We start from the raw sequence: 25,897 nt of genomic DNA on the forward strand, positions 1-25,897 counted from the left end.
CTTGGGCAGGGGCAGGGGTGGGGATTTTCCTATACAAAAATTCTGAACGAAGCATTAATTTTTTGTGACACCTGCCGCTACCAACCGGTGGGACAGCGAGCGCTGACCCGCCGTGAGGTGTGCTTTCCATTGCTCCATGACGGAGCTGCACCTGAAATATTTCAAGGAATCAAGGACGTAACTGCAGATGATTGTCTTCCCGTCGTATCGCTCCACCGCTTCCCGCCGCTCGATCCTCCCCTCACCCCTGGCCTCGGCCATTGTTGGCTCGCTGCTGATGGCCGCCGCTCTGCCGGCGCTGGCCCAGGACAGCAACGCAGACGCCTTGTCGCGTTACCAGTTCCAGCGCAGCCTGCAGGCCGCGTTTGCCGCACCGGTCCTCACCGCTTCGCCGTCGCTGGCCGTCGCCGCCGCCGATGTGGAAGTCGATCCGGAACCCATCATGGGCAAGCCGGGTGATGCCGCCAGCTGGCGTACCACCGAATTCAACAGCGACTGGGGCCTGCAGGCGATCAACGCCGATGTGGCCTACGCACGCGGCCTGACCGGCACCGGCATCCGCCTGGGCGTGTTCGACAGCGGCACCGGCCTGGACCACGACGAGTTCGCCGGCAAGGACCACCGCAGCATCCATCTGGCCGACGTGCTGGCCGATGGCAGCCTGTGCGCGCGCGAAGTGCTGAGTGGCCCGGACGCCTGCTTCGCCAGCGACGGTGGCCAGGTGGCCGTGTCCTACCAGCTGCTCGACCCGGACTATGCCGATCTGCTGGAGCGCAATGGCTTCTACGAAGGCCTGAGCTACAACGTGCACGGTACCCACGTGTCGGGCACCATCGCCGCCAACCGTGATGGCCACGGCACCCACGGTGTTGCCTTCGGCGCCGACCTGAGCGTGGCCCGCCTGTTCTCCAACAGCGCCACCTACCTGTCGGTGGTGAATATCGGCGGTTCCCTGTATCTGGACGAACAGACCATCGCCGCGATCCAGGCCGACGATTCGATCTACCCGCAGCTGTATGCGCAGATGAACGAGCAGGGTGTGCGCGCCATCAACCACAGCTGGGGCCTGGCCAACGAGCCGACCACAGCGGAAGACCTGGACATGTACCAGTCGCACCCGGTGTTCGCCGCCAGTCTGGCTGCGATGGCCGAAGGTTCGCGCAGCAGCGGCCTGATCCAGGTATGGGCCGCTGGCAACACCGATTCGCCCAACACTTCGCCGGAAGAAGCGCCGATTGCCGGCATGTATGCCTCGCTGCCGCGCGCCGTCGCCGACGTCGAGCCGTACTGGCTGGCCGTGGTCAACGTCAATCAGGACCTGGAGCTGAGCAACCGCTCGATGCGCTGTGGCCTGGCGGCGAACTGGTGCCTCGCCGCGCCCGGCTCGAACATCAACTCGACCGTGTACGGTCCCGATTCGGTGATCGAAGGTGATTTCTACGATGACAATGGCAACCTGGTGGTGGACATCATCAGCCAGACCCCGTCGTCCGATTACGAGGAACTGAGCGGCACGTCCATGGCCGCCCCGCACGTCACCGGCGCGCTGGGCCTGCTGTTCGAGCGCTTCCCGTACCTGGACAGCGCGCAGGTGCGCGACGTGCTGCTGACCACCGCCACCGACCTGGGTGCTGCAGGCGTGGACGATGTCTACGGCTGGGGCCTGATGAACCTGGCTGCGGCCGTCGAAGGCTACGGCTCGCTGCGCGTGGACACCGAAGTGGTGATGAACCAGAAGGCCGGCGGCCTGAAGGTGTGGGAAGGTGATGCATGGGACGACTGGACCAATGACATCGGCGGCCCGGGCAAACTGACCAAGAGCGGCATCGGCTGGCTGCGCCTGAGCGGCGACAACAGCTTCAACGGCGCGGTGGTGCGCGAAGGCGTGCTGGAACTGGACGGCGTGAACACGCTGACCAGCGCCGTGGACGTGACCGGCGGAACCTTCCTGCTGAACGGCACCCTGCAGAACACAGCGCTGAACAGCCTGGGCGGCAGCAGCCGCATCACCGCCACCGGTGTGCTGGACGGCTCGGACCTGACCGTCACCGGCGGCGTGGTGTCCTTCAACGGCGTGCAGACCGGCGGCAGCACCTTCGTGGGTGAAAAGGGCACGCTGAAGGGCGTGGGCCAGCTGGGAAACACCACCGTGGCCGGCATCATCGCTCCGGGCAACTCCATCGGCACGCTCACCATCAACGGTGACTATGTGCAGACCGCCACTGGCGTGTACCAGGCCGAGGTGGCCCCGGGCAGCCGCAGCGACCAGCTGCACGTGACCGGCACCGCCACCCTGGGCGGCACCCTGGTGGCGCTGCCGGAACCGGGCACCTACTACCTGGGCGAGCAGTTCAACTTCATCCAGGCCGACGGCGGCGTGAACGGTCGGTTCGCCAGCACCGATTTCAGCGCCTTCTCGCCCTTCCTGCAGTTCGGCCTGGCCTACTCCGCCGCCGGCGCGCGCATTGAAGTGACCCGCGGCAACGCGCTGGCTACCGCGGCCACCACCGCCAACCAGTTGGCCGTGGCCACCGTGGTCGACGGTCTGGCGGTCAACCAGGGCCTGCCGCGTCCGCTGACCATGCTGTTCCCGGAACAGGTGGGCAGCGCACTGGACAGCCTCAGCGGCGAACTGCATGCCGCCACCAGCGCGGCCCTGCTGGAAGGCAGCCGCTACGTGCGTGATGCCGCGCTGGCCCGCCGTGCCGGTGCCGCTGCACCGGGTGCCGAAGGCGGCGACGCCAGCGGTGTGTGGGTGCAGGCCCTGGCCGGCAGCACCACGCTGGACGGCAACACCAACACCGCCCGCACCGAAGCCAACAGCAACGGCCTGCTGGTCGGTGCCGACCGCGAGTTCGGCGGCTGGCAGGTGGGCGTGCTGGCCGGTACCGGCCGCACCGACGTGAAGCAGGGCGAAGGCCGCCGTGCGAGGTCGAAGGTGGACAACACCCACTTCGGCGCCTACGCCAGCCACAACTGGGGCGGTTTCGGCCTGCGTGGCGGCCTGGCATGGAGCGAACACGATGTGGACAGTACCCGTGAGCTGGCGTTCGCCCGTTACAGCGACACCCTGAGCGCCCGCTACGACGCGCGTACCCGCCAGGCCTTCATCGAAGCGGCCTACCGCTTCGGTGGCCGCGAGGCCGGCCTGGAGCCGTACGTGCAGGTGGCCCGCGTGGAAGTGGACACCAAGCACGTGAACGAGCGTGGCGGTGCTGCGGCCCTGCAGGGTTCGGTGGACGACGTGCGCACCACCCTGGCCACGGCCGGCGTGCGCTTCGACAAGGGCCTGAAGGCCTCGTTCCAGCAGGACAGCTGGTTGCACGTGCGCGGCGCGGTGGCGTACCGCCACGCCAGCGGCGACCGCAACCCGTCGGCCCGCCTGGGCTTTGCCACCGGCGGTGACAGCTTCGTGGTCAACGGTGCACCCATCGCCGACAGCGCGGTGGTGGCCGAACTGGGCCTCTCGGCCTGGCTGACCGCCAAGCAGCAGCTGGAACTGGGCTACAGCGGCCAGTTCGGCGACGAAAGCCGCGACCACGGTGCCAACCTGCGCTGGTCGGTGCGTTTCTGAGCCACCGGCTCCCGCAGGGAAACCAGGAGGGGCGGCCGTTGGGCCGCCCCTTCTCTTTGTGTGGCAGGGCAGGCGCAGCGTTGCCTACAATGGCGCCCCTGCAGAACCGGACCGGGCATGAAGAGCAAACAGGAAATCGTCGACAACTGGCTGCCGCGTTATACCGGCGTTCCGCTGGACCAGTTCGGCCAGCATATCCTGCTGACCAATTTCGGCGGCTACCTGCACACCTTCTCCGCGCTGACCGGCGCCCCGGTCATCGGCCTGGACCGGCCGATGGCCAGCGCCACCATTGATGGCATCACCATGATCAACTTCGGCATGGGCAGCCCCAATGCCGCGATCATCATGGACCTGCTGTCGGCGGTGATGCCCAAGGCGGTGCTGTTCCTGGGCAAGTGCGGTGGCCTGAAGCGCAAGAACCAGCTGGGTGACCTGGTGCTGCCGATCGCAGCGATCCGCGGTGAGGGCACTTCGGGCGACTACCTGCCGCCGGAAGTGCCGGCCTTGCCGGCGTTCGCGCTGCAGCGTGCGGTCTCGACCATGATCCGTGATCTCGGCCACGACTACTGGACCGGTACCGTCTACACCACCAACCGCCGGGTCTGGGAGCACGACGAGGCGTTCAAGGAGCGGCTGCGGGCGATGCGCTGCATGGCCATCGACATGGAAACCGCCACCGTGTTCGCCGCTGGCTTCGCCAACCACATTCCCAGCGGCGCACTGCTGTTGGTGTCGGACCAGCCGATGATCCCCGATGGGGTCAAGACCGAGGCCTCCGATGCCAAGGTCAGCTCCCAGTTCGTGGAAAACCATATCCAGATCGGTATCGAGGCGCTTAAGCTTATCCGGCGCAACGGCAAGTCGGTCCGCCACCTGCGCTTCGACGAATGATGATGATGGCCTGGCGCGGCGCGCCGGCCCTGGGGAGTAGGTGATGGACGTTGCCGCGCACGTGGTGGAATTCTGGAAAGAGGCGGGCCCTGCGAAGTGGTTCGCCCGCGATGATGCGTTCGACGCGCAGTTCCGCCAGTTGTTCCTGGATGAGCATTTCGCAGCCGCCTCGCGCGCGCGCGAACACTGGCTGGGCAGTGCCGAGGGCGCACTGGCGCTGATGCTGCTGCTGGACCAGTTCCCGCGCAACTGCTTCCGCGGTAGCGCCCATTCCTACGCCACCGATGGCCTGGCCCGGCACTACGCCATGCGCGCCATCGAGGAAGGCCTGGACCTGCAGCTGGTGCCCAAGCTGCGCGCCTTCATCTACCTGCCGTTCGAGCACTCCGAGGATCCGCTGGACCAGGACCGCTCGGTGGCGATGTTCGACGTGCTGGGCGACAAGGAATACCTGCAGTACGCCGAGCTGCACCGCGACATCATCCGCCGCTTCGGTCGCTTCCCCCACCGCAACGCCGTGCTGGGTCGCATTCCCTCACCGGAAGAACTGGACTACCTGGCCGAAGGCGGTTTCGCCGGCTAAGAAAAAGGGGACGGAGGGGATTAAGTCGTTTTTGCCACAAACGACTTAATCCCCTCCGTCCCCTTTTTAGGGGTCAGATCGCCTTTCCGCAGGAAAGGGCTCTGACCCCGGGCCTTCAATCAGTACTTCGGCACGCCGTTGTCGACGTCTTCCGACCAGGCGTTGATGCCGCCGGTGACGTTGAACACCTTGGTGAAGCCCAGGGCGCGGAACTGCTCGGCGGCCTGCGCGCTGCGGCCACCGTGGTGGCACATGAAGGCCAGCGCGGTGTCCTTGGGCAGGGCTTCCAGCGCGGCGCGACCGTTGCCGTCGAAGGTCTTGAACGGCACGCCCACGGCGGCGATTTCACGCTCGTCGGCCGGGCGCACGTCCACCAGGGTGATGTTGCCGGCACGCACCAGGTCGTCGGCATCGCGCACGCTGATTTCCTGCACCGGCTTGGGCGCATTCGGGTTGTCGATGGCCAGGCCCTTGCCGCGGATGTCGTCCACCCAGTCGATGGTGATGCCGTTGGCGCGACGGGCGCTGGCCAGGTCGAACTGCACGCGCAGGCCGTTGGACTCGGCGGCGATGGCGCCTTCGTCGTGCGGGGCCAGCTGGAAGTTCGGCTGGAAACCGGCGTCGATGGACAGCTGCAGGGCAGCGCCCGGGGCATCGGCCAGCGCGCCCTTGAGCATTTCCACGGCCGCCGGGGTGACGGTGATGCTCGGCGGGGTACGGTCCGGCGCGGCCAGGCCCAGCACGCTGCTCAGCTCGCCGCTGGCAGCCATCTGCAGCACGATGTCGCTGCCGCCGACCAGTTCGCCGTCGATGTACAGCTGCGGAATGGTCGGCCAGTCGCCATAGGCCTTGATGCCTTCACGGATTTCCTGGTCGGCCAGCACGTTGACGTGGGCGAACTCGACACCGAGGTCCTGCAGGGCGCCCACGGCCTTGGCCGAGAAACCGCACTGCGGCATCGACGGCTGGCCCTTCATGAACAGCACGACGCGGTTGGCGTTGAGGATGGATTCGATGCGCGAACGCAGGGCGGGATCGAGGGACATGGACGTCGGGGTTCCGGGAATTCGAATCATCAATTCTACCCCTCATGGCATCATGGGGGATGAGCAACGCAGGAACATTGCATCGCATCCCGACCCGGCCCTGGCGCTGGCTGCCCTGGCTGGTGGCGTCGCAGCTGGCCGTGATCCTGGTCTGGGCCCTGGCCGGCTGGCACTGGGGGCTGCCCGTGATGGTGGCCAGCCACGCACTGTTCCTGGTGCCGGTATTCCTGCCCAACAGCCGCTTCTACGCGCCGGTGCTGAGCCGGATGGGAGAGGCCGGAAACAGCGTCTGGTTGACCATCGATGACGGTCCCGGCCCGGAGACCCGTGCGGTGCTCGACCTGCTGGACCGCTACCAGGCCCGCGCCACCTTCTTCCTGGTGGGCGAGCGTGCGCTGGCACAGCCGGAGCTGGTGCAGGAGATCCTGCGCCGCGGCCACGACCTGGGCAACCACAGCCACAGCCATCCGCAGGCGCGCTTCTGGCGGCTGGGCCCGGCAGCGATGCGTGCCGAGATCGAGGGCTGCCAGCATGCGCTGCAGGCGGTAAGCGGCCGCCCGGTGCGCTGGTACCGTTCGGTGGTGGGCATGACCAATCCGTTCGTGGCGCCGGTGCTGAAGGCGCTGGGACTGGTGCGCGTGGGCTGGAGCGCCCGTGGCTACGACGGTGTCGGCTGCACGCCGGAGGGCGTGCTGTCGCGGCTGCTGCCGGACCTGCGCCCGGGCGCCATCGTGCTGCTGCATGAGGGGGCCGCCCACGGCCACAACCTGGCGATCATCGAACGCGTGCTGCAGGCGCTGGACGAGCGGGGGCTGAAGGCGCGGCTGCCGGTTCCGTAACGCCGGGCCCTGGTGGTGTAGAGCAGCCGAGCATGGGCTCGGCGCTACAGGGGTTGCCGATCATCCTGTAGCGTAGCGCCGGCACATGCTGCACTCGGCGCTACAACGCGGGGCGTTCGGCCACCAGCAACCAGCTGTTGAACGGCGTGCGCCCGTGCAGGGGGCGCGGGGCCGTCACTTTCAATCCGGCCTCGGCCAGTGTCGCCTGCAGCACCTGCGGGTCGGGGTAGTGGCGCGGCCGCGTGCCCATCCAGCCGACCAGCCAGGCCAGCCGGTCCGCCACCCGCGTGGTGCGGTCGCGGCCATCGCCGGTGGCCAGTGGCGTGCGCAGCAGCAGGCGGCCGCCGGGAGCGACCCGCATACTGGCCTCACGCAGCAGTGCCTGCTGTGGGCCCGCGTCCAGGTACTGCAGCACATCCAGCAGCAGCACATGCCCGGCCTGCGCCGGCAGCGGCGCCTGCACGTCCAGGCAGTCGAAGCGCACAGCGGGCAGGCCGGTGGCGGCACGCTGGGCGCGGGCGATCTTGCCGGCATCCACGTCCACGCCCCGGTAGGGCTGGGAGCCACCGCGCTGGCGCAGCACGTGGGCGAACAGGCCCAGCCCGCAGCCCAGGTCCAGCACGGGTTGCCCGTCGCCAGGCAGGTGCTGCAGCACGCCGTCATACAGCGGGTCGCTGCCCAGCTTGCTGCGGGTGTAGTAGTAGTCGCGGCGGCTGGCCCAGGCGTGTGCGGGGCGGAATGCCTCGGCGATCGCGCGGGCCTGCGCGGCGCTCAAGGGTGTGCAGGGCAGGGGCGGGCCGTTCCGTGGCGTGCCATCCATCGGGTCAGTCCGTTCCGCCGAGCAGGTGGGCGGCGACCGGCAGCGCGCGCGCGCTCCACAGCGCGTACATCCGTGCTGAAGGGTGCAGGCCGTCGTCGGCGATCATCGCCGGGTCGCCACCGTGGTCACGGCTGATGTCGGTGATGTCGACGAAGGCCACGCCCTGCTGGGTGCAGATCACTTCAGCGGCCGCGTTGAATTCGTCGGTCTCGATCTCGATCGCGGCCAGGTCACGGCCGCTGCCGATACCGAACGGGGTTGCACCCCAGTCGGGGAAGGACAGCACCAGCACACGCCCGGGGCGGCCACCGGCAAAGCCGATCGCCCGCTGCAGCAGGGCGTGGAACTGCACGCGGTACTCGTCCAGCGGGCGGCCGCGGTACTGGTTGTTGACGCCGATCAGCAGGCTGACGAAATCGAACGGGCCCTGCGGTGCCGCCGCATCGATGCCGGCGTCCAGCTCGTCGGTGGTCCAGCCGGTGGTGGCGATGGTCTGCGGGTCGGCCAGTGCCACATCCTGCGCACGCAGGGCGGCGGCCAGCTGGTGTGGCCAGCGGCCTTCAACGGCAACGGCTTCTCCGATGGTGTACGAGTCGCCCAGCGCCAGGTAGGACAGCGCCACGGCTCAGGCCACCGAACGGCGCGGCTTCAACGGTACGACCTTGGTCGCGTCCTCGGCACGGCGGGCCAGCACGCGGTCGATGCGGGCGAACACATCGCGCATCACCGAGGCTTCCGGCAGCAGGGTCACGCGGAAATGATGGCGGTAGGGCACGTTGAAGCTGGAACCCGGTACCACCAGCACGCCTTCATTGTTCATCAGGTCCAGCGCGAAGTTGTGGTCGTCGAAGCCCTTGGCGGCGGCACCGACCACGGCCGGGAACGCGTACAGCGCACCGGCCGGCGCGACCAGCGACAGGTGCTCACTGGCTTCGCAGGCTTCGATCACCGCGCGGCGGGTTTCATACAGGCGGCCGCCCGGGGTACACAGTTCGGAGATGGTGTCCGGGCCGTTCACCGCGGCTTCGATGGCGTACTGGCCCGGCACGTTGGCGCACAGGCGCAGCGCGCCGAGCAGGTCCAGCGCGGCGCGGAAGTCGCCCAGGCGCGCGTCGTCGCCGCTGAGGTGAGCCCAGCCCACGCGCCAGCCGCAGGCACGGTGCACCTTGCTCAGGCCACTGAAGGTCAGGCACGGGTGGTCGCCGGCCAGCGGCGCGACCGGCTGGAATACCGCATCGTCGTACAGGATCTGGTCGTAGATCTCATCGACCAGCAGCAGCAGGTTGTGGCGGCGCGCGATCTCGACCACGCGCTCGAGCAGTTCACGCGGGTAGCTGGCGCCGCTGGGGTTGTTCGGGTTGATCAGCACGATGGCGCGGGTGCGCGAGGACACCAGCGTCTCGATCTCGCTCGGGTCCGGCTGGAAGCCGTTCTCGGCGGCGCAGCGGTAGTACACCGGGCGGCCATCGTTGAGGATGGTCGAGGCCGACCACAGCGGGTAGTCGGGTGAGGGCACCAGCACTTCGTCGCCCGGGTTGAGCAATGCGCGCAGCGACAGGTCGATCAGTTCGCTGACGCCGTTGCCGACGAACACACGGTCGGGGTGCGCATCCGGTGCGCCCCGGCGGGCGTAGTACGCCGCGATGGCTTCGCGTGCGACCGGCAGGCCCTGCTGGTGGGTGTATGGATCGGTGCGGCCCATGTCATCGGCGATCGCGCGCTGCAGGTGCTCGGGCGCGCGGAAACCGAAGTTGCCCGGGTTGCCGATGTTGAGCTTGATCAGCTTGCGGCCCTGCGCCTCCAGCTCCCGGGCTCGCCGCGCCAGTTCTCCGCGGATTTCGTAGCGCACTTCGGAAAGGCGCTCGCGGATGGCCAGGGGCTTGGGCGAGATGGTGGACATGGGGGCTGGGCCGTCAAAAGGCATGGGGATTCCATCCTACCGGAATTGCTGCAGTGCATGGCAGGGGTGCCGGGCTTGTCATTGCTGGGCTGGCAGGGCGCCGGCGCAGGTAGAATGGCGGCGATGACCCAGACCCCCGATTTCATCGCCCTGCAGACCATCGGTTGGCCCTGGCCGGGCCCGGCGCAGCAGGCCGACTGGCAGGCCGTGATGGCCGCGCACCCGCAGGCCCGCCCGGCGCGGGTGATCGAACAGCACCGCACCCACTACGTGGTGGCCGATGGCCCGGATGCGTCGATCAAGGCCGAATCGCTGCTGGAATGGCAGCGCCCGCGCTTCCCCAGCCACGAGCGGCCTGCAGTGGGCGACTGGGTGCTGCTGGACGGCATCCGCATTGTCGCGCTGCTGCCACGCCGCACCGCGATCAAGCGTGGCGCCGCCGGCGAGCACTACCACCAGCAGGTGATCGCGGCCAACATCGACACGGTGTTCATCGTCTGCGGCCTGGATGCCGACTTCAATCCGCGCCGCATCGAGCGCTACCTGCTGCTGGTCGGCGGTGGTGGTGCAGAACCGGTGGTGGTGCTGACCAAGGCCGACCAGACCGAGTACAGCGAGGATGCGCTGGCGGTGCTGGAAGAGCTGGAGATGCAGGGCATCGCGCTGCATGCGATCAACGGCCTGGATGCCGACAGCGTGGCGGTGCTGCAACCGTGGCTGGGCCCGGGCCGCACGGTGGTGCTGGTCGGTTCCTCCGGTGCCGGCAAATCCACGTTGACCAACACCCTGCTTGGCGAGCAGCGGATGAAGACCAACGCGGTGCGCGCCAACGATTCGCGTGGCCGCCATACCACCACCCACCGCGCGCTGATGCCGTTGCCTACGGGCGCCTGCCTGATCGACACCCCGGGCATGCGCGAGCTGAAGCCGACCGGTGAAGAGACGCTGTCCGAAGGTGGCTTCGCGGACATCGAGGCGCTGGCCGCACAGTGCCGTTTCAACGACTGCAAGCACCAGCAGGAACCAGGTTGTGCGGTGCGTGCGGCGATCGAGGCGGGCGAGATCGAAGAAAGCCGGTTGCTGAACTACTTCAAGCTGAAGGAAGAAGTGGCTGCCGCTGCCGCCAAGCTGGCGGTACGCCAGGCCGAGACCGCGCAGGAGCGCGGCGGCAAGAAGGGCAAGGGCCAGCAGTTCCGCCCGGCAGGCAAGCCGCGTAGGCGCTGATCGGTACCGCGGGGTCGGATCCCATTGCGCCGCAATGGGCTCTGACCCCTGCAATGAACCCGCCACTGCCTGCTTCGAGCGGGTGCCAACAGCCCGCGCCTGGTAGGTGCCAACCTTGGTTGGCACGGGTGTGTCGGCAAGCCCGCCGTCGGCGGATGCCAACCAAGGTTGGCACCTACCAAAGCAGGGGCAGGGCGTTATAGTCCGCGCATGGAACCGACTGCGACGCTGGACCGTGACGTGGCCCACCATGCAGCGCTCGATGCGCGCCTGGTCGAGGCCGTGGGAGGCATCCGCCTGCTGGGCCTGACCAGCTGGCCGGCCACGCTGCAGGCACCGTTCCTGGACAGCGTGGCGCGCGGCCAGCCGGTGCTGCCGAAGGTGGATTACCCACGGCTGGACTTCAGCGAAGAACGTCGCGCGCTGGCCGCGATCGCCGCCGACTGCGACGACACTCATCCGCTGGGCCACTACGTGCGGCAGTCAGCGCAGAGCTGGGACCTGGCCGCGCAGCTGCTGGAAGGACTGGGCACCGCCGCCGTTGATACCTGTTCGGTGCAGCTGTTCGGCGCCCCCGAGCAGCCGCTGCCGGGCAATGGCCCGAGCACGCGCGACGCGGCGCGCCACTTCATACAGATTGCCGCCGAACTGGACCACGAACTGCTGGCGCCGGAAGAGCAGGTGCCGGTCTCGGCCATCGCCCTGCAGCTGCAGCTGCAGAATGATCTGGATGCGTTCTTCGAATCGCGCATCATCCAGGTGCAGCTGGATCCGGAGCTGGTGTCCAAGGCCGCCGCCGGCCCGACCCGCATCCGCCTGCGCACCAGCGCGCGCTTCAGCGCCTACGACCGCGCGCAGTTGTTCCACCACGAAGCGCTGGTGCATTCGCTGACCGCATTGAATGGCCGCGGCCAGCCGGTACTGCCGAGCCTGGCGTTGTCCTCGCCACGGGTAACGGCGACCCAGGAAGGGTTGGCGACCTTCGCCGAGCAGATCACCGGCAGCATCGACATCGAGCGCCTGAAACGCATCAGCCTGCGTACCGACGCGATTGCGATGGCACGCGAAGGCGCTGATTTCATCGAAGTGTTCCGCTATTTCTGCGATGCCGGGCAGAACGCGGAAGAGAGTTTCGCCTCGGCCCAGCGCGTGTTCCGTGGCGTGCCGCCGAGTGGCGGCCTGGCGTTCACCAAGGACACGGTGTACCTGCGCGGCCTGGTATCGGTGCATACCTTCTTCCGGCACATGCTGGCCGAGGACCGCCTGCAGGTCTGCCGCTGGTTGTTCGCCGGCAAGATGAGCCTGGCCGATGCGATCGCGTTCGCGCCGCTGTTCGAGGCGGGGGTGCTGAAGCCGCCGCGCTGGCTGCCGCATTGGGTGAGCCGGGCGAACGGCCTGGCCGGCATGCTGGCGTTCTCGCTGTTCGCCAACCGGATACGGATGGACCAGCTGGCGCCGGAATGAAATGCGTTGGCGGATCCTCCTGCGCCTGCCTGCTATCGGCTGGGAGGAGGCGGGGCACCCTGGTCAGGACACGCAAAAGCCCCTCCATGGTGCTCGATGGCGCCATCCATGGCGCCAACGGTCCTGACCAGGGTGCCCCGCCTCCTCCAGACAATTTCCTGCGGGCGCGGCAGCAGGTCCACCAGAGGGATTGCGTTTGAGAAGCTTGAAAAGCAAAGCGCCGGGCAATGCCCGGCGCTTTGCTTTTGCTCTTGCTTTCCATTGCCTCCGCGCCGGCGCTGGGAATTGCCTACCTGCGCCATGCAGGAACACTCAATGCGCCGCAGCGCCCGCTTCTGACTTAGAACTCCGCCGCCACCGTCATGAACAACTGCCGCGGTGCGCTCGCATGGATCGCATAGCGCGTGCCCTTCGGATCGGTCGGTGCGAACGAGCTCAGCTGGCCGGCGTAGCGCTTGTTGGTCAGGTTGGTCGCGTTCAACGACACCCGCACGTTGCGCAGGCCCAGGCCCGGGCCGAAATCGTAGCCCGCACCGGCGTCGAAGGTGGTCACGCCCGGCACCGACTGGTCGTTGGTGTAGGTGTAGTAGCGCTTGCCGGTGTACTTCGCACGCAGGCTGGCGAAGAAGCCGTCGCGGTTCCAGCTGATCTCGCTGGAGGCCATGCGCTGCGGCGTATCCACCGTGATCTTGCCGGCCACCGGAACGATCGCACCGCCCGAGGTGTAGTCATCCTCGTAGGTGGTCTTGTTCCAGGACAGCGCGTTGTACCACTGCAGGCCATCAATCGGCTTGAGGATGAAGGTCAGTTCCGCGCCATGGCTCTTCACCGAACCGACGTTGATGAAGCGCGTCACGCACTCCGGGCGCGTGCCGACTTCGATGCTCGAACACGGGTTCAGCGACAGCAGGCGGTTGTCGAACTTGACGTTGTAGGCCGCGATCGAGGCCTGGTACTTCTCGCCGAAAGTGCGGAAGCCGGCTTCCAGGCTCTTGGACTTCTCCGGCTCCAGCCCGGCGCTGGCCGCGAACGATTCCGGCGACACCTGCAGCGGGCCGCCGCTGCCACCGCCGACGAAGGCGGCGATGTTCTCGGCGTAGGAGGCGAACAGCTCGTTGTTGGCGTTGAGCTTGAAGCCCAGGCCTACCTGCGGCAGCACCGATTCCTTGGCGGTCAGTGTGCCCGACGCAATGCGGGTTTCAACGCCGGGCTGCGCGGTGGCGCGCATGCGGGTGTTGGGGCTCTTGATGCCCACGTCCACGGTCAGGCGCTGGTCCAGGAAGCGCATGCGGTCCTGCACGTAGAACTGACGCGTGCGGATGTCGAAGTCCTGGTTGAACAGCAAGCGGTCGGGGTTCTTCAGGTACAGGTCGTCCAGGAACGGGCCGCTGATGTAGTAGAAGTTGCGCGACACGTTATGGTCGTTCTGCTCGTACCACAGGCCGGCTTCCAGCTCGTGGATGCCCACCGTCCACGACAGCGCGGCGGTCAGGCCATCGCGGTTGATCGTGTAGTTGGTGCTGCGGATCGAGATCGGCAGCATCCTGTCGGTACCCGGGTAGGACGGCTGGCCCGGTGCCCACCAGTGGCCCTGGCCACGGTTGTCGTGGTGGTAGGCCAGCAGCTTCAGGCGGCCCTGCTCGCCCAGGCGCAGGTCGGCATCGACCGAGTACAGGTTGTCGTCGCGCAGCGCACGGCTCTGATAGTACGCATCGTCGATGCTGTTGACGCCGCCGCTGAACTTGCAGCGCGCCTTGTTGTAGGTGCCAGGCGCGCAGTACGCGGCGGCGACGGCGCGATCCCAGTCCGGCGCGTAGATGTTCCAGTCATACCCCAGTCCGCGTGCCAGCATGTCCTTGGACAGGTAGGCATAGTTGGCCTGGCTGGCGCGCGAGGTCGCCACGAACGCACCGAAACGGTGGTCGCCAACGTTCCACACTGCCTTGGCATTGAACTGGCGGGTGGTCTGGTTCTGGTACGGCGCGGCCCACATGTCCTGGTCCTGGTGCACGCCGGACACATAGGCCGAGAAGCCGTTGAGGTCGCCGGTGTCCACGCGCAGGTAGCCGCGGCGCTGGTTGTTGTCGCCGACGGTGACGCTGGCGCGGCCACCGAATTCGGTGGACGGATCCATCGAGAAATACTGGATGGTGCCGCCCAGGTTGCTGGTCGAGGCCACGCCCAGCGAACCAATGCCCTGCGACAGTTCGGCGCCGGCCAGGTTCTCGGCGATGATCGCGCGGGCGATGCTCAGGCCGTTGTAATTGCCGTAGCTGTTGTCGCCCAGCGGGATGCCGTCCAGCGTGTAGCCCAGGCGGCTCTTGTCGAAGCCGCGCAGGCTGATGGTCTGCGATTCCTCGTTGGCGCCAAAGGCATCGTTGGACTGCACCGACACGCCCGGAAGGCGATCGAGGATCTTCTGGCCACTGGTGCCCGGCGGCAGCACCTGCTTGTCCACGGCAGTGATGCGCTGCACCTGGCGGGTCTCGCCCTGGCCGATCACGGAGACGGTATCCAGCGTCTGCGCGCTCAGCGCGGCATCGGTGCTGGCGCCGGTATCGGCGGCGGTGGCGGCATGGGCGCTGGCAGCGGCGGAGAGCGCGATCGCTACGGCGATCGTCAGGTGTCGGGTCTGCATGGTGGTCCGTTGCATGGGGGGTGATCACCGGCACGCGTGCGCGGTGCAGGGCCACTATGCGAACGGAACATGAAACCTTCTTTACGGAAAACCAACGAATGGTGCAGGGCACCCGCGCAGGTCCCGCAGCCGGATGAAAAAGGGGCCGGATTCCCTTCGCAAGCAAAGGTTCACCGGCCCCGCGCACTCCGTGGGGGAGGCGGTCCACGCGCAGCGTGGAGACTGGCTTACCCCATGTACAGGCCACCGTTGACCGGATAGTCGGCGCCGGTCACGTACGAGGCTTCATCCGAGGCCAGCCAGGCGCACAGGCCGGCCACTTCTTCGGGGCGACCCAGGCGGCGCACCGGCACCGAGGCCGCCAGCCGGTCCAGTACATCCGGCGGGAAGCTGCTGATCGCCTGGCTGGCGATGTAGCCCGGAGACAGCGTGTTGACGGTGACGCCGCGCGAAGCCACTTCGGCGGCCAGCGCACGGCTGAAGCCATGCATCGCGGCCTTGGCGGTGGCGTAGTTCACCTGGCCGATCTGGCCCTTGTGGGCGCTGACCGAGCCGATGTTGATGATGCGGCCCCAGCCCCGCGTGGCCATGCCGTCGACCACCTGCTTGGTCAGGTTGAACAGCGCGTTGAGGTTGGAAGCGATCACCGCGTTCCAGTCCTCCACCGTCATCTGCCGGAACAGCAGGTCGCGGCTGCCGCCGGAGTTGTTGACCAGTACATCGACCTCACCCACTTCGGCGCGGACCTTGGCGAACGCGGCGCTGGTCGAGGCCCAGTCGGTCGCGTTGCCTTCGGAGGCGATGAAGTCGAAGCCCTGTTCGCGCTGCTCGCGCAGCCAGTTGGCCTTGCGCGGCGAGTTCGGCGCGCAGCCGGCAACCACGGTGTGGCCGCTGCGGGCCAGGCTCTGGCAGATGGCAGTGCCGACACTGCCCATTCCACTGGTGACGTAAGCGATTCGAAGCGTCATTGCAGAAGGCTCCTTGGCAAAGGGTCAGGCGGCGAGGGGATACAGGCCGAACAGCAGGCTGCCGATCATCAGCAGCATCGAGATGGCGATGGCCCACTTCAGGGTGAACTTCTGGTGGTCGGCGAATTCGACCTTGGCCAGGCCCACCAGCAGGTAGGTGGACGGCACCAGCGGGCTGAGCAGGTGCACCGGCTGGCCAGCCAGCGAGGCGCGCGCCATTTCCACCGGAGTGATGCCGTAGTTGCCGGCGGCCTCGGACAGGATCGGCAGCACGCCGAAGTAGAACGCGTCGTTGGACATGAAGAAGGTGAACGGCATCGACGCCACCGCGGTGATCACCGCCAGGTACGGGCCCCACGACTCCGGAATGACCGCCAGGAAGCTGTGCGACATCGCTTCGACCATGCCGGTGTTGTTGAGGATGCCGGTGAAGATGCCTGCGGCGAAGATCAGCGACACCACCGACAGCACGTTGCCGGCGTGGTTGACCACGCGGCGGCGCTGCTCGGCCAGGTTCGGGTAGTTGATCACCAGGGCGATGGCGAAGCCGACCATGAACAGCACCGGCATCGGCAGCACGCCGATGATCAGCGCGGTCATCAGCGCCACGGTCAGGGCCAGGTTCACCCACAGCAGCTTCGGCCGCTTGATGTCCTCGGCGTCTTCCACGGTCGGCAGCGGATTGCTGTCATCGGACACGCTGTTGTCCATCCAGCTGCCGCCCTTGGGCAGGGTCACCACGCCGAGGCGACGACGTTCCTTCAGGCCCAGGTACCAGGCCAGCAGCAGCACGCCGGCACAGGCGATCACCATCGACGGGATCAACGGCACGAACACATCGGCCGGGTCCACGTGCAGCGCGGTGGCCGCGCGTGCGGTCGGGCCGCCCCACGGGGTCAGGTTCATCACGCCGCCAGCGAGGATGGTCACGCAGGTCATGTTCAGCGCGTTCATGCCCAGCCGCTGGTACAGCGGCAGCATCGCCGAGACGGTGATCATGTAGGTGGTCGAGCCATCACCATCGAGCGAGATAAGCATCGCCAGCACGGCGGTGCCAAGCACGATCTTCATCGGATCGCCCTTGACGAAGCGCAGGATCACCCGCACCAGTGGATCGAACAGGCCGGCATCGATCATCACCCCGAAGTAGAGGATGGCGAACATCAGCATCACGCCGGTCGGCGCGATCTTCTTGATGCCCTCCAGCATCATCTCGTCGATGCCGGCACCGAAGCCACCGATCAGCGCGAACAGGATGGGAATGGTGATCAGGGCGACGAGCGGCGACAGGCGCTTGCTCATGATCAAGTACATGAACGTAATGACCATGCCAAAGCCGAGGATGCTCAGCATCATCTGCGGACTCCTTGCGAAAACAGGACGTGGGGAGTGGAAGGGGCCGGGCGGAATGCCCGGAATGTCGGGCCTAGAAGTCGTACTGCAGGCGGCCGGTGACCGCGCGCGTGCGGTCCACCGTGACCCCGGCCAGGCGATCACGGTTGCGGCTTTCGATCACGTTGAGCATGAAGCGCAGGTTGTCGCGCAGGTACCAGTTGCCACCCAGCGTCCAGGCTTCGGTGCTGCCGCGACGCAGGTCCGGCGCACCGTCGAGATGCTGCGCGCCCCACATCTGGTCGTAGCGCAGCGCCACTTCGAAGGCACCGGCCTTGTGCCGGATGTCCTTCACCCGCGCGAATCGACCGGTCTTGCGGTCGTAGGCACGGCTTTCGCCGGTGACGAACCAGCTGAGCATGCCGTAGGCCGCCATTACATCGCCGCGCTGCGCGCCGTCGTCGAAGGTGGCGCCACTGAACTCGCCCTGCCACGACAGCGGGCCGCGCACCTGCGCGTATTCCAGCGACCACTTGTTGACGTCGGTATCGCGGCCGGCGGAGAAGTCGACCAGGGTCAGGCGGCTCTCGTCCGACAGATGGCCGGCCGGGCGCGGGCGGATGCGCAGGCCGGGCACGCCGTTGGCGCCGGGGTTGTCGTAGGCCTCGCGGGCCAGCGACAGGCCCAGGTGCAGCACGTCGCCATCGCTGGGCGAGGGCGCCCAGGTGACGCGGCCACCGGCAGCGCGCCCCTTCACCTGCCAGGCGTCGATGCTCTCCAGGCTGTAGAGGCTGGCCGCCCAGGTGAAGTCACCGGGGTTGGCCTGCCAGGACGCACCCAGGCGGTACAGCGGCGCCAGGGTGGTGCCGGCGTTGCCGCGCTCCAGGAAGCTGCCGTAGTTGGAGCTGGTACGGTCATCCAGCGAGAAGTACTGCTTGAACTGGCCCACGGTCAGCTTGCCGGCCTTGCCGAAGCTGCGTGCCAGGTACACGTCCTTGGCCTCGACGCGGTCGCCGGAGAAATCGGCTTCCAGCTTGTAGTCGACGACGAAGAACTTGCCGGACACGTCAACCCACGCACGGCGGATCTCGGTGTCATCCTTGTTCGGCGTTCCGCGGTTGTCGTTGTCGAAGGTGGCGAAGTCCAGGTGCAGGCGGCCCCCCAGGGTGGCGGTGACCGGACGGTCGTCTTCGGCGGCGAAGGCCGGCACCGACAGGACAGCCAGCGCCATCATGGCGGCAGGACGCCGCCAGGCAAACGTGAATTCCACAAACCCTCCCAGGTGCGCGCCAGGCGCGCGGCAATCGTGGGCACCGGACGGTGCGCGGCCGCAGTCTGGGTCGGGCAAGCTGTCATCGTCCTGTCAACGGATTGTGCGGTGCAGCGAAAAGCAGGCCGCTGGGCTCGCCGTGCCGCGCCCGGCGAGCCCAGCGGCGGCATGCGGTAGCATTCGGTTCCCCTCCCACCCGTGTGCCCATGCGCCTGCTGCTGGTCGAAGACAATCCGGATCTGGCCGATGCGATCATCCGCCGGATGCGCCGCAGCGGGCACGCCGTGGACTGGCAGGCCGATGGCCTGGCCGCTGCCAGCGTGCTGCGCTACCAGAGCTTCGACCTTGTGGTGCTGGACATCGGCCTGCCCAAGCTCGATGGCCTGCGCGTGCTGGCCGGCATGCGCGAGCGCGGTGACAGCACGCCGGTGCTGATGCTGACCGCGCGTGACGGCATCGAAGATCGCGTGCAGGCGTTGGATGTGGGGGCCGACGACTACCTGGGCAAGCCGTTTGATTTCCGCGAGTTCGAAGCGCGCTGCCGCGTGCTGCTGCGGCGTGCGCGCGGCCAGGCCAGCGAAGTGGTGCAGATTGGCGGCTTCCAGTTCGACAACGCGGCGCACCGGGTCAGCCTCGACGGGGAGCCGATCGAACTGCCCAATCGCGAGTACCGCCTGCTGGAGATCCTGGTCGGCCGTCTTGGCCAGGTGGTCGGCAAGGACGAGATCGGCAACGGCCTGTTTGGTTTCGATGACGAAGCGGGCCCGAATGCCATCGAGTTGTACGTTGGTCGCCTGAGAAAGAAGCTGGCGGGCGCGCCGCTGCGCATCACCACGGTGCGTGGCGTCGGTTACCTGCTGGAAGCCAGCGATACCCATGCCGACGCCGATGCCTGACACGCGTGCTGCGACTGCGGCGCCGGGTTCGCTGCGGCGCACGCTGCTGCTCTACCTCGGCGTGCTGCTGGCGGTGTTCGCGGTGGCCCTGCTGTTCGCCGCACGCGATTACGGCCAGCGCGCCGCCAACCGATCCTACGATCACCTGCTGGTGTCCTCGGCGCTGTCCATCGCCGATTCGGTGGCCCTGGTCGACGGCCAGTGGCAGGTCGATCTGCCCTATGCGGCGCTGGACCTGCTGGCGATGGCGCCGGAGGACCGCGTGTTCTACCGGGTGGCCGACAGCCGCGGCACGCTGATCACCGGCTACGGTGATCTGCCGACACCGCCGCGCAGGCCCGGTACCCAGCCGCAGCTGTTCGACGCCCCCTACAGCGGCGAAACCGTGCGCTTCGTGGTGGTCGGCCGCAGTTTCGCCGCGGCCTCGGCACAGGGCGAGGTGCAGGTGCAGGTGGGCCAGACCCGGCGCGCGCGCGAAGCCGTTGCGCAGGACATGGTCAATCGTGCATTGCTGGCGATCGGTGTGTTGTCTGGGCTGCTGCTGGCGCTGGTGGCGTTCGGCGTGCATCGTGCGTTCCGGCCGCTGGTGCGGGTGGAGCGCGAGCTGTCGCGCCGCGAGCCGTCCGACCTGAAGCCGCTCGATGCCCGCGTGCCACGCGAGATGGACCAGATGGTGGCCGCGTTGAACCGCTTCATGGAGCGCCTGTCCAGCAGCAACGAGACACTGCGCGCGTTCATGGCCGAGGCCGCACACCAGATGCGCACGCCACTGGCGGCATTGCGAGCTCAGGCGCAGTTGGCGCTGGATGATGACGATCCGGAGGACATGCGACGCAGCCTGCAGGCGATCGAGCGCAACGCCACGCATATGAGCCGGCTGCTCAACCAGCTGCTCAGCGATGCCAGCGTGATCCATCGTTCGCACCTGCAGCGCTTTGCGGCGGTGGATCTGGCCGAGACCGTGCACCAGGCGTTGCATGAAGCACTGCCGCAGGCAAGCCCGGCACCGCGCGTGCAACTGGCGATGACTGCCGAGCCGGTGCAGGTGCATGGCGACGCGCTGCTGCTGCGCGAGGCAATCAAGAACCTGGTCGACAACGCGTTGAAGTACGGCGGCGACGGCCCGTTGCAGATCGCGCTGACCGTGGAAAGCGGGCAGGCCGTGCTGACCATCGCCGACCATGGCGCAGGCATCGCGGCTGCCGATGCCGAACGCGTATTCGAGCGCTTCGCGCGTGGCGAAGGCGCGCCATCCGGCGGTGCCGGGCTGGGCCTGGCCATCGTCAAGCGGGTGGTCGACAGCCACGGCGGCCGCATCGACCTCAGCAACCGCCCGCAGGGCGGGCTGATCGCCACCATCCGCCTGCCACGGAGCAGTCCATGATCCGCCTGTTTGCCACGGCCGTTGCCCTGCTGCTGGCCCTGCCGGTGCTGGCCGCGCCCGGCGATGTGCGTCGTTTTCCCGCACAGGGGGCGGCCACCGCGCAGCTGCGCATTCACGGCACTACCGACATCGAAGTGTTCGCGGTGGTGATTGCCGATTACCAGCGGCTGCACCCGGGCACCGAGGTGGTGTACGAGGACATCATCACCCAGGACCTGTACGCGCGTTACCTGCACGACCGCGGTGGACCGGCATCGCCGGACCTGCTGATCTCCAGCGGCATGGACCTGCAGACCAAGCTGGTCAACGATGGCCACGCGCTGCCACATCGCTCGGCGCTGACCGCTGCGCTGCCAGCCTGGGCGCAGTGGCGCAACGAGGCCTTCGGCATCAGCTACGAGCCGGTGGTGATGGTCTACAACACCCGCGCAATGCCTTCGGCAAAGGTGCCGCACACGCGCCGCCAGCTGCTGGACCGGCTGCGTGCCGAAGGTGCACCGCTGCGCGGCAGGGTCGGCACCTATGACATCGAGCGCAGCAGTGTCGGCTACCTGCTGGCAACCCAGGATGCGCAGCGCGGCAGCATCGCCGGCGCGCTGCTGGGGGCGCTCGGCGACAACGACGTAGTGCGCGAAGAGCGCACCGGCGTGCTGCTGGACAAGGTGGCCAGCGGCGAGCTGTCGCTGGTCTACAACGTGCTTGGTTCCTACGCGCAGGCACGGGTCGATGCCGGCGCGCCACTGGCCATCGTCGAGCCTGAGGACTACACGCTGGTGGTGCTGCGCACCGCGGTGATTCCGCGTACCGGCCCACACCCGGAAGAAGCGCGGCGCTTCCTCGACTACCTGCTGTCGCCCCGTGGCCAGCAGGTGCTGTCGCGCGAGGCGCGGCTGATGCCGATCGTGACCGGCAACGCACGTGGCGACGATGCGCCCGGCCGCAGCCGGCGTCCGATCCAGCTCGGCCCGGGCCTGCTGGTGTACCTGGATGCGCTCAAGCGCCGCCAGTTCCTCGATGCCTGGCGCAGCAGCGTCGAGCCGGCGGGGCGCTGAGGCTCCGGCCTGCCCGTACAATGGCGGCATGAGCGAATACACCATCCTGATCGCCGACGACCACCCGCTGCTGCGTTCGGCGGTGGTGCAGTCCTTGCGGCAGAGCCTGCCGCTGGCGCAGGTGCGCGAGGTGGCCAGTGCCGATGCGCTGGCCGAGGCGCTCGACGCACAGCCGGACGTGGACCTGGTGCTGCTCGACCTGACCATGCCCGGCGCGCACGGTTTTTCCGCGCTGCTGCACGTGCGCGGCTCGCATCCGGACATCCCGGTGGTGATCCTTTCCTCCAACGACCATCCGCGGGTGATCCGCCGTGCCCAGCAGTTCGGCGCCGCCGGTTTCATCCCGAAGTCCGCGCCGGCCGAGACCATCGGCGAGGCCGTGCAGGCAGTACTCGATGGCGGCCTGTGGTTCCCGGCGATGGCCGCCGAGCGTTCCGAGGCCGATGCACTACTGGCCAGCCGCCTGGCCCAGCTGACCCCGCAGCAGTTCCGCGTGCTGCTCTGCCTGGCCGATGGCCTGCTCAACAAGCAGATCGCCTACACCCTGGGGCTGGCCGAGAACACGGTGAAGGTGCACGTCACCGCCATCCTGAAGAAGCTCGAGTGCCACAGCCGCACACAGGCGGCGGTGCTGGTGAAGGCGCTGGAGCCCGAGGGCGACGCCGGCATCGGGCTGTAGTTTCCAGCAAACGGCGCAGCCCCTCGTGGGTGGACACGTAGAGCAGTTCATGGGTGAGGCCGGGCAGGTGGACTGCACAGGGGCCGCTGCAAGTACATCCCTGTAAGCTCGGTCGCCGCATCCATGCGGCTCACGCCCCTGCGCAGCCCACCTGCCCGGCCACGGACAGGTTCCGTGCGCATCCACCCACGGAAGAGACAAGAAGATCAAAAGCAAAGGCAGCCTGACAGGCCGCTTTTTGCAGAGCCGAGCCCACGCTCGGCTGCTTTCTGGCCGGTCCGTGAAGCCGAGTATGGGCTCGGCTCTACACGAGCAAGCGCAGCGCGCGACCCGCTTTTGATCTTATTTTCTTCTCCGTGGGTGCAGGCCACCGAAATCTGTCGGAGGCCGGTCGGGTTGGGTGCGCGGGGGTGTCAGCCGCATGGGCCCGAGGCATGCCTCGGGCGGGTTGGGCAGGACGCCCAACCCGGGTCTTGCCGTGTGCGCAGGACAGCGCACACGAGCAAGCGGCTGCCAAGCCTCCAGGGACGGATTCACGGCGTCCCCCGCGTACCCAACCCGACCGGCCCACCCGCGGCTTCTGCTTTCCGCGACCACCCAGACACCACCCACGAGGGGCTGCGCCGTTGGCTGGAAACTACCCGCGATGGCGGATCAGCAACTGACTCATCAGTGCCCGCAGCGCCGGCGGCTTCACCGGCTTGGCCATCATCCCCCAGCCGCGTTCGGCGGCCATCTCACGCAATCCCGCATCGCGCTCGGCAGTAACCAGCACTACCGGCGGGCGGGCCTGCCACAATTCGGCCAATGTCTCGTACAGCACCGGCCCATGGTGATCGCCCATGCGCACATCCAGCAGCACCAGCTCCGGTACTGCGCCTGTTGCTGCCAGCTGCAGCGCCGCCTGTGGGCCATCGGCCAGCGCCACCTCGCAGCCCCAGCGCTCCAGCAGCGCGCGGCTGGCCGCGCACACGTGCGGATCGTCGTCGATCACCCATACCCGGCGACCGCGAAGCGGGTTGTCCGCTGCCGGTTCCTGCACCAGCACCGGCACAGGAGCAGTAGCGGGAATCGCGCTGGCTTCGCCGAACGGCACGCCCACCGCGAACACGCTGCCCTGGCCCAGCTGCGAGCGCAGCCGGATCGGATGCCCAAGCAGGCGGCCGATGCGATCGACGATGGCCAGGCCAAGGCCGGCGCCGCGCTGCTGGCCGTCGTGCAGGCGGCGGAACTCCTCGAAGATCTCGCCCTGCAACGCGTCGGGAATGCCGGGGCCCTGGTCGTGCACCTCGATCCACAGCATGCCTTCACGGCGACGGCAGCCGAGCAGCACGCGGCCGCGTTCGCTGTAGCGCAGCGCGTTGGACAGGAAGTTCTGCAGGATTCGGCGCAGCAGGGCTTCATCGCTGACCACTACCGCATCGGTATCGACCCAGTCGACCACCAGGCCACGCGACTGTGCGGCGATGCCGAATTCGCGCGCCAGCGTCTGCAGCAAAGGCCCGAGCCGGAACGCCTGCACTCGGGTCGGCAGGCTGCCGGATTCCAGGCGCGCGATATCCAGCAGACTATTGAGGATCGCATCCTGCGCGGCCAGTGCAGCATCGATGTGGTCCGCAGTCTGCTGCTGCGCCGGGTCGCCCAGCTTGCCGCGCAGCACCGAGACGAACATGCGCGCCGCGTTGAGCGGCTGCAGCAGGTCGTGCACGGCCGAGGCGACGAATCGCGTCTTGTAGCGGTTGGCCTGCTCGGCTTCGCGGCGTGCTTCCTCCAGGTCATGTGTGCGCTCGGCGATGCGGTGTTCCAGCGCATCGGCCAGCGAGCGCAGTTCGCGCGCGGCGTTCTTGTAGCTGGTGATGTCGGCATAGCTGGTGACGAAGCCGCCGTCGGGCAGCGGGTTGCCACGGATTTCCAGCACGGTGCCATCGTCTTTTTCGCTCTCGCGCATGTGCGGGCGGCCGCTGCGCAGGTGGTTCAGGCGGCGCTCGATGGCTTCATCGACCGGGCCCGGACCAAGCAGGCCACGGCGTGCGTTGAAGCGGAACAGTTCCTCGATCGGCCGGCCGACGCGAACCAGGTCCTGCGGGAAGCGGAACAGTTCCAGATAGCGCGAATTCCACGCGACCAGGCGCAGTTCGCGGTCGATCACCACCACGCCCTGCGGCAGGTGTTCGAGGCTGCGGCTGAGGCCGCTGTCGGCATCGGTGGCGGCCTGCAGCAGGCCATCCTGCGCGGTACGCAGTTCCTGTGCATGCTGCTTGAGCAGGGTTTCCAGCTCGCGGCGGCTGCGCAGGCGATGCTTGGCCAGGCGCCGGCGCTGCTGCACGAACAGCACCAGGAAGCCCAGCGCCAGCCATGCAGCGCCACCGGTGAGTGCTGCGGCGCGGCCGGCGCCGGTGGCGGCACCGGCATCGTGCAGCAGGTGCAAGTTCCAGCCTTCGGCGGGCAGCGGCAGGCTCTGCCACAGCATCGGCTGCGGCAGCGCCGGGTCCAGCAGGCGCACCATGCGGCCGCCATCGGCCAGCACGTCTTCGGTGCGTGCGCGCAGGGGCTGCAATGCGCGGTCGGCGTACTGGCGGGCGTCCAGCATCTCGCGGCGCTCATCGGCCCCCAGCGGGCGCAGCAGCCGGTAGCGCCAGCTGTCCCGGTTGGCCAGGAACACCACGTCGTGGTCGTCGCTGGCCAGCACCACGTCGGGGCTGCTCAGCCATTCCTGTTCCAGCGCGGACAACTCGACCTTGATCACCACCACGCCCAGCCGCTTGCCGTCTTCTTCGATGGCCTGCGAAAGGTAATAGCCGGGCACGCCGGTGGTCATGCCGATGCCGTAGAAGCGGCCACGGCCCTGCGCCAGCGCCTGGCGGTAGTAGGGGCGGTAGCTGTAGTTCTCGCCGACGTTGGTGGTCGGCTGGTCCCAGTTGCTGGCCGCCACCGCCACACCGTCGTGGCCGACCAGGGTCAGGGTCGAGGCACGGGTGACTTCGTTGGCGCGTTGCAGCTTGAGGTTCAGCCGCTGCCGTTCGCTGGGCGAGGGCGGCACGCGCAGTGCATGCAGCAGATCCGGGTCAAGTGCCAGCACCTGCGGCAAGGTGCCGAAGCGGTCGATGCGCTGTTGCAGGCCCTGGCCATACAGCTGCAGCTGGCGTTGCACCTGGCTGCTTTCCTCGCCGAGCGCGCGCCGCCAGGCGTAATGACCGGCGGCGACCGCGCACAGCACGGTACCGCCGACCATCACCAGCAGGGTCAGCAACAGCATCCGGTGGCGGCTGAGCCAGTACATGGCGGCAGTCTACGCAGGGCCGGCGGGCGTGGCGTGCACGCCCGCCGGGGTCTG

Annotated in this window: 19 protein-coding genes; 10 read left to right on the plus strand and 9 right to left on the minus strand. The window is 67.9% G+C overall.

Translation table 11 applies throughout. From position 1 onward, the window contains the following. Positions 1 to 187 precede the first annotated feature (187 nt). The 3 genes from AC5P98_RS09090 to AC5P98_RS09100 all read left to right on the plus strand — a co-directional run bounded on the left by AC5P98_RS09090 (position 188) and on the right by AC5P98_RS09100 (position 5,051). Positions 188 to 3,574, plus strand: coding sequence for an autotransporter domain-containing protein (locus AC5P98_RS09090; protein ID WP_049405625.1), 3,387 nt, complete (start codon positions 188 to 190; stop codon positions 3,572 to 3,574). 117 nt (positions 3,575 to 3,691) lie between these two features. Next, positions 3,692 to 4,468 carry an AMP nucleosidase gene (locus tag AC5P98_RS09095; RefSeq protein WP_005419211.1) on the plus strand — a complete coding sequence of 259 codons (777 nt, stop codon included), beginning with the start codon at positions 3,692 to 3,694 and terminating at the stop codon, positions 4,466 to 4,468. Positions 4,469 to 4,511: 43 nt separating this feature from the next. Continuing rightward, a complete protein-coding gene (locus AC5P98_RS09100; protein ID WP_014648372.1) occupies positions 4,512 to 5,051 on the plus strand; it encodes a DUF924 family protein in 540 nt (179 codons plus the stop codon). A 119-nt stretch (positions 5,052 to 5,170) separates the two neighbouring features. Here the strand turns inward: AC5P98_RS09100 and grxD are convergent, their stop codons facing one another. Further along, positions 5,171 to 6,097 carry a Grx4 family monothiol glutaredoxin gene (grxD, locus tag AC5P98_RS09105; protein ID WP_032956577.1) on the minus strand — a complete coding sequence of 309 codons (927 nt, stop codon included), beginning with the start codon at positions 6,095 to 6,097 and terminating at the stop codon, positions 5,171 to 5,173. Positions 6,098 to 6,156: 59 nt separating this feature from the next. Between grxD and AC5P98_RS09110 the strand changes: the two genes are divergently transcribed. Beyond that, positions 6,157 to 6,936 (plus strand): polysaccharide deacetylase family protein, encoded by a 780-nt coding sequence (locus AC5P98_RS09110; protein ID WP_032956574.1) that lies wholly within the window; start codon positions 6,157 to 6,159, stop codon positions 6,934 to 6,936. Positions 6,937 to 7,036: 100 nt separating this feature from the next. Here AC5P98_RS09110 and AC5P98_RS09115 read toward each other — a convergent pair whose 3' ends face one another. From AC5P98_RS09115 to AC5P98_RS09125, 3 genes are read right to left on the minus strand one after another with little or no spacing between them, the layout of a single operon-like run. Then, positions 7,037 to 7,756: a class I SAM-dependent methyltransferase gene (locus AC5P98_RS09115; protein WP_046432455.1), complete on the minus strand. Its 720-nt coding sequence runs from the start codon at positions 7,754 to 7,756 to the stop codon at positions 7,037 to 7,039. 4 nt (positions 7,757 to 7,760) lie between these two features. Continuing rightward, the gene (locus AC5P98_RS09120; RefSeq protein WP_032956572.1) at positions 7,761 to 8,378 is read right to left on the minus strand and encodes an SGNH/GDSL hydrolase family protein; all 618 of its coding nucleotides are present in this window, start codon (positions 8,376 to 8,378) and stop codon (positions 7,761 to 7,763) included. A gap of 3 nt (positions 8,379 to 8,381) precedes the next feature. After that, positions 8,382 to 9,656 carry a pyridoxal phosphate-dependent aminotransferase gene (locus AC5P98_RS09125; RefSeq protein ID WP_032956570.1) on the minus strand — a complete coding sequence of 425 codons (1,275 nt, stop codon included), beginning with the start codon at positions 9,654 to 9,656 and terminating at the stop codon, positions 8,382 to 8,384. Between the two features lie 114 nt (positions 9,657 to 9,770). Between AC5P98_RS09125 and rsgA the strand changes: the two genes are divergently transcribed. Next, entirely contained in the window at positions 9,771 to 10,880 is a 1,110-nt protein-coding gene (rsgA, locus tag AC5P98_RS09130) for a ribosome small subunit-dependent GTPase A (protein ID WP_495230012.1), read from the plus strand. Positions 10,881 to 11,090: 210 nt separating this feature from the next. Then, positions 11,091 to 12,344: a flavohemoglobin expression-modulating QEGLA motif protein gene (locus AC5P98_RS09135; RefSeq protein WP_049406577.1), complete on the plus strand. Its 1,254-nt coding sequence runs from the start codon at positions 11,091 to 11,093 to the stop codon at positions 12,342 to 12,344. Positions 12,345 to 12,684: 340 nt separating this feature from the next. Here the strand turns inward: AC5P98_RS09135 and AC5P98_RS09140 are convergent, their stop codons facing one another. The 4 genes from AC5P98_RS09140 to AC5P98_RS09155 all read right to left on the minus strand — a co-directional run bounded on the left by AC5P98_RS09140 (position 12,685) and on the right by AC5P98_RS09155 (position 18,516). Beyond that, on the minus strand, positions 12,685 to 14,982 hold the full coding sequence (locus AC5P98_RS09140) for a TonB-dependent receptor (protein WP_049405083.1): 2,298 nt from the start codon (positions 14,980 to 14,982) through the stop codon (positions 12,685 to 12,687). Between the two features lie 227 nt (positions 14,983 to 15,209). After that, positions 15,210 to 15,950, minus strand: a complete 741-nt coding sequence (gene phbB / locus AC5P98_RS09145) for an acetoacetyl-CoA reductase (protein WP_005419193.1) — start codon at positions 15,948 to 15,950, stop codon at positions 15,210 to 15,212. Between the two features lie 24 nt (positions 15,951 to 15,974). Further along, positions 15,975 to 17,303 carry a CitMHS family transporter gene (locus AC5P98_RS09150; RefSeq protein WP_005419191.1) on the minus strand — a complete coding sequence of 443 codons (1,329 nt, stop codon included), beginning with the start codon at positions 17,301 to 17,303 and terminating at the stop codon, positions 15,975 to 15,977. Positions 17,304 to 17,376: 73 nt separating this feature from the next. After that, complete coding sequence (locus AC5P98_RS09155) at positions 17,377 to 18,516, minus strand: OprO/OprP family phosphate-selective porin (RefSeq protein ID WP_032956563.1); 1,140 nt, start codon at positions 18,514 to 18,516, stop codon at positions 17,377 to 17,379. 242 nt (positions 18,517 to 18,758) lie between these two features. Between AC5P98_RS09155 and AC5P98_RS09160 the strand changes: the two genes are divergently transcribed. The 4 genes from AC5P98_RS09160 to AC5P98_RS09175 are packed head-to-tail and all read left to right on the plus strand — an operon-like array spanning position 18,759 to position 22,563. Beyond that, positions 18,759 to 19,448: a response regulator transcription factor gene (locus AC5P98_RS09160; RefSeq protein ID WP_049405080.1), complete on the plus strand. Its 690-nt coding sequence runs from the start codon at positions 18,759 to 18,761 to the stop codon at positions 19,446 to 19,448. Then, complete coding sequence (locus AC5P98_RS09165; protein WP_049405085.1) at positions 19,441 to 20,832, plus strand: sensor histidine kinase; 1,392 nt, start codon at positions 19,441 to 19,443, stop codon at positions 20,830 to 20,832. The genes AC5P98_RS09160 and AC5P98_RS09165 overlap by 8 nt, the downstream gene beginning before the upstream one ends. Next, positions 20,829 to 21,884, plus strand: coding sequence for an ABC transporter substrate-binding protein (locus AC5P98_RS09170; RefSeq protein WP_014648361.1), 1,056 nt, complete (start codon positions 20,829 to 20,831; stop codon positions 21,882 to 21,884). The genes AC5P98_RS09165 and AC5P98_RS09170 overlap by 4 nt, the downstream gene beginning before the upstream one ends. Positions 21,885 to 21,912: 28 nt before the next feature. Next, positions 21,913 to 22,563 (plus strand): response regulator, encoded by a 651-nt coding sequence (locus AC5P98_RS09175; RefSeq protein WP_014648360.1) that lies wholly within the window; start codon positions 21,913 to 21,915, stop codon positions 22,561 to 22,563. Between the two features lie 637 nt (positions 22,564 to 23,200). On the opposite strand, the gene AC5P98_RS09180 is transcribed toward AC5P98_RS09175, so the two are convergent. Continuing rightward, a complete protein-coding gene (locus AC5P98_RS09180) occupies positions 23,201 to 25,843 on the minus strand; it encodes a hybrid sensor histidine kinase/response regulator (RefSeq protein WP_049408085.1) in 2,643 nt (880 codons plus the stop codon). Positions 25,844 to 25,897: the final 54 nt, after the last annotated feature.

The organism is Stenotrophomonas sp. YJH_SMC_135 (genome assembly GCF_059372355.1).

Coding starts and splice junctions, on each gene's coding strand:
- rsgA (WP_495230012.1), top strand. CDS start 9,771: ATGGCGGCGATGACCCAGACCCCCGATTTCATCGCCCTGCAGACCATC.
- AC5P98_RS09170 (WP_014648361.1), top strand. CDS start 20,829: ATGATCCGCCTGTTTGCCACGGCCGTTGCCCTGCTGCTGGCCCTGCCG.
- AC5P98_RS09110 (WP_032956574.1), top strand. CDS start 6,157: ATGAGCAACGCAGGAACATTGCATCGCATCCCGACCCGGCCCTGGCGC.
- AC5P98_RS09150 (WP_005419191.1), bottom strand. CDS start 17,303: ATGCTGAGCATCCTCGGCTTTGGCATGGTCATTACGTTCATGTACTTG.
- phbB (WP_005419193.1), bottom strand. CDS start 15,950: ATGACGCTTCGAATCGCTTACGTCACCAGTGGAATGGGCAGTGTCGGC.
- AC5P98_RS09175 (WP_014648360.1), top strand. CDS start 21,913: ATGAGCGAATACACCATCCTGATCGCCGACGACCACCCGCTGCTGCGT.
- AC5P98_RS09155 (WP_032956563.1), bottom strand. CDS start 18,516: ATGATGGCGCTGGCTGTCCTGTCGGTGCCGGCCTTCGCCGCCGAAGAC.
- AC5P98_RS09125 (WP_032956570.1), bottom strand. CDS start 9,656: ATGTCCACCATCTCGCCCAAGCCCCTGGCCATCCGCGAGCGCCTTTCC.
- AC5P98_RS09115 (WP_046432455.1), bottom strand. CDS start 7,756: ATGGATGGCACGCCACGGAACGGCCCGCCCCTGCCCTGCACACCCTTG.
- AC5P98_RS09090 (WP_049405625.1), top strand. CDS start 188: ATGATTGTCTTCCCGTCGTATCGCTCCACCGCTTCCCGCCGCTCGATC.
- AC5P98_RS09180 (WP_049408085.1), bottom strand. CDS start 25,843: ATGTACTGGCTCAGCCGCCACCGGATGCTGTTGCTGACCCTGCTGGTG.
- AC5P98_RS09135 (WP_049406577.1), top strand. CDS start 11,091: ATGGAACCGACTGCGACGCTGGACCGTGACGTGGCCCACCATGCAGCG.
- AC5P98_RS09100 (WP_014648372.1), top strand. CDS start 4,512: ATGGACGTTGCCGCGCACGTGGTGGAATTCTGGAAAGAGGCGGGCCCT.
- AC5P98_RS09140 (WP_049405083.1), bottom strand. CDS start 14,982: ATGCAGACCCGACACCTGACGATCGCCGTAGCGATCGCGCTCTCCGCC.
- AC5P98_RS09160 (WP_049405080.1), top strand. CDS start 18,759: ATGCGCCTGCTGCTGGTCGAAGACAATCCGGATCTGGCCGATGCGATC.
- AC5P98_RS09165 (WP_049405085.1), top strand. CDS start 19,441: ATGCCTGACACGCGTGCTGCGACTGCGGCGCCGGGTTCGCTGCGGCGC.
- grxD (WP_032956577.1), bottom strand. CDS start 6,097: ATGTCCCTCGATCCCGCCCTGCGTTCGCGCATCGAATCCATCCTCAAC.
- AC5P98_RS09095 (WP_005419211.1), top strand. CDS start 3,692: ATGAAGAGCAAACAGGAAATCGTCGACAACTGGCTGCCGCGTTATACC.